A 2,823-nucleotide genomic window follows, 5' to 3' on the forward strand; every position below is an offset into this window, starting at 1 on the left:
CTCTGGGTGATGTCGGAGCCGATCGTACGGCTGGTCTATGAGCGCGGCGCGTTCGCCGCCAACGGCTCGACGCCAACGGTGGCGGCGATCCTGGCGATCTTCGGCCTCGGCCTCCCGGCCTTCGTGCTGATCAAGGCATTCACGCCGGGCTATTTCGCCCGAGAGGACACGCGTACTCCGATGATCTTTGCCGCCATCTCGGTGGCGGTGAACGTCACCACGGCGCTGACGCTGTTTCCACGGATGGGCGCGCCCGGCATCGCGGTGGCCTCGGCCGTCGCCGGCTGGGTCAACGCGGTGATGCTGCTCGGCGTCCTGATCCGGCGCGGCCACTGGGGCCGCGACGTGCCGCTGATGAAGCGCATTCCACGTCTGGTGCTGTCGGCTATCGTGATGGGGGCAGCGCTCTATTTTGCCGAGCATTGGTTCGCCGTCAGGCTCGGGCCCGGCTCGCCGCTGGTGGTCAAGGCGACGACGCTGCTGTCGCTGGTCGCGGGTGGGGCGCTGCTGTACTTCATCACGGCGTTTGCCACCGGCGGCGCCGATTTCGGCATGATCCGTCGCAACGTCAAGCGGGGATCTGGCAAGTCGGCGCCACCGATCGCAAAGACCGACCTGGACGAGTAGCGCCCGACACGCTCGCAGCGCCGTCTTGATCGCAGCGCCGTCTTCGTCCATAAGCGCGCCGTCGCAAGACTTTCGCCGCGCGCGGTTTCCAGCCGCGTGATTGGCTCCGAAAAGTCTGCAACTTTTCGGAATCACGCTTATACGGCCCTCCACAAGCCATGAGGACAATCATGACCGCCTTCAAGCCACTCGTCTTTTCCGGTGTCCAGCCGACCGGCAATCTGCATCTCGGCAATTATCTCGGCGCCATCAAGAAATTCGTTGCCCTGCAGGACACCTCCGATTGCATCTATTGCGTCGTCGACCTGCATTCGCTGACAGCCCAACTCGTTTATGAAGACCTGGCCGACCAGACGCGGTCGATCACTGCGGCGTTCCTGGCCTCCGGCATCGATCCGAAGAAGCACATCGTCTTCAACCAGTCACGGGTCATGCAGCACGCCGAGCTTGCCTGGATCTTCAATTGCGTGGCGCGCATCGGCTGGATGAACCGCATGACGCAGTTCAAGGACAAGGCCGGCAAGGACCGCGAGAATGCCTCGCTCGGCCTGCTCGCCTATCCCTCGCTGATGGCTGCCGACATCCTGCTCTACCGTGCCACCCACGTCCCTGTCGGTGAGGACCAGAAACAACATCTGGAGCTCACCCGCGACATCGCGCAGAAATTCAACAACGACTTCTCCGACCGTATCGCAGCGCTCGGCGTCGGCGTCGAGATGCAGGTCGGCGAAGAGACCGTGAACGGCTATTTCCCGCTGACCGAGCCGGTCATCGGCGGGCCGGCGGCGCGCATCATGTCGCTGCGCGACGGCTCCAAGAAGATGTCCAAATCGGACCCGTCTGATCTGTCGCGCATCAACCTGACCGACGACGCCGATGACATCTCGAAGAAGATCCGCAAGGCCAAGACCGATCCGGAAGCGTTGCCGAGCGAGCTGGATGGCCTGGCCGGCCGGCCCGAGGCAGAAAACCTGGTCGGCATCTATGCGGGTCTCGCCGAGATGTCGAAGGCGGATGTGCTCAAGCAATTCGCCGGCCAGCAGTTTTCCGTGTTCAAGCCGGCCTTGGCCGATCTTGCTGTGGAAAAACTGGCGCCGATCGCCAGCGAGATGCGCCGCATTTCGGATGACCGCGCCTATGTCGACGCGGTGCTCAAGGACGGCGGCGAGCGCGCCGGCGTGCTGGCCGAAGCGACGATGAAGACGGTGCGCGACATTATCGGCCTGCTGCAGGGCTGATCGCGACATCGGGTGCACTGGCACAAGGCCGGCGGCTTGCCGCCGGTCCGCCGCAGTGGCAGATTGCGCCGCAAGACACCGAGTAGATAGACATGGTCTCCAAACGCCTCAGCCGCGAAGCCGGCCATCGCAGGAAATTCCTGACGATCATCGACGACACGCCGGAATGCGAGCGTGCCGTCGCCTATGCCTCGAAACGGGCGCAGAGCACCAGCGGCACGCTGGTGCTGCTCTATGTCATCGTGCCGGACGATTTCCAGCATTGGCTGGGTGTCGAGAAGATCATGCGCGAGGAAGCTAACGCCACGGCGCGCGCCGCACTCGACAGCTATGCCAACAAGGTGCGCCAGAAGCTCGGCATCGAGCCCGAGATGGTGGTCCGCGAAGGCAAGCCGACGGAAGAGATTCACAAATTGATCGAGGAAGACCAGGACATCGCCATCCTGGTGCTGGCCGCCGGTGCGGGCAAGGAAGGCCCGGGACCGCTGGTCGGCGCCGTGGCCGGCAAGGGTGCCGCCTTCCCGATCCCGGTGACTGTCGTGCCGCAGAACCTTTCGGACGAGGAAATAGACAGCCTGGCCTGAGGTGTGCTGATTTTCAGGTGATGCCGGCCTGACCTGAATCTCAACACACCTTCGGGCGCGTCCCAGGGGCGCGCAAAAAACATTCCGCCAGCCAGCCATTCCGGCGATGCGTTTCGCTTGAATGTCCAGCCAATTGAGCCTATTTAGAATTGTTCCAAACTAGATGCCCAACCGGGCACGGAGACGGCCATGTTCATCCAGACCGAATCGACGCCAAACCCGGCGACGCTGAAATTCCTGCCCGGCAAGGAAGTGCTTGTGGAAGGCACCGCCGATTTCCGCGATGCCGACAGCGCCGCCGTCGCCTCGCCGCCTGCCGGTCGGCTGTTCGCAATTCCTGGCGTCACCGGCGTTTTCTTCGGCTATGACTCCAT

4 protein-coding genes are annotated in these 2,823 nt (G+C 63.3%); all 4 read left to right on the forward strand.

Annotation, left to right across the window (positions count from 1 at the left end; genetic code table 11):
- Positions 1-627: lipid II flippase MurJ (locus tag EN994_RS25590; protein ID WP_206530499.1), on the forward strand; the 627-nt coding region annotated here is incomplete at its 5' end.
- A gap of 170 nt (positions 628-797) precedes the next feature.
- Entirely contained in the window at positions 798-1,865 is a 1,068-nt protein-coding gene (gene trpS, locus EN994_RS25595; protein ID WP_013528062.1) for a tryptophan--tRNA ligase, read from the forward strand.
- 92 nt (positions 1,866-1,957) lie between these two features.
- Positions 1,958-2,449 (forward strand): universal stress protein, encoded by a 492-nt coding sequence (locus EN994_RS25600; RefSeq protein WP_013528063.1) that lies wholly within the window; start codon positions 1,958-1,960, stop codon positions 2,447-2,449.
- A gap of 189 nt (positions 2,450-2,638) precedes the next feature.
- The coding region (locus tag EN994_RS25605) for a NifU N-terminal domain-containing protein (RefSeq protein ID WP_206530500.1) at positions 2,639-2,823 on the forward strand (185 nt) is incomplete at its 3' end.

Origin of the sequence: Mesorhizobium sp. M7A.F.Ca.CA.002.09.1.1 (assembly GCF_003998555.1) — a bacterium.
GTDB lineage: Bacteria > Pseudomonadota > Alphaproteobacteria > Rhizobiales > Rhizobiaceae > Mesorhizobium > Mesorhizobium ciceri.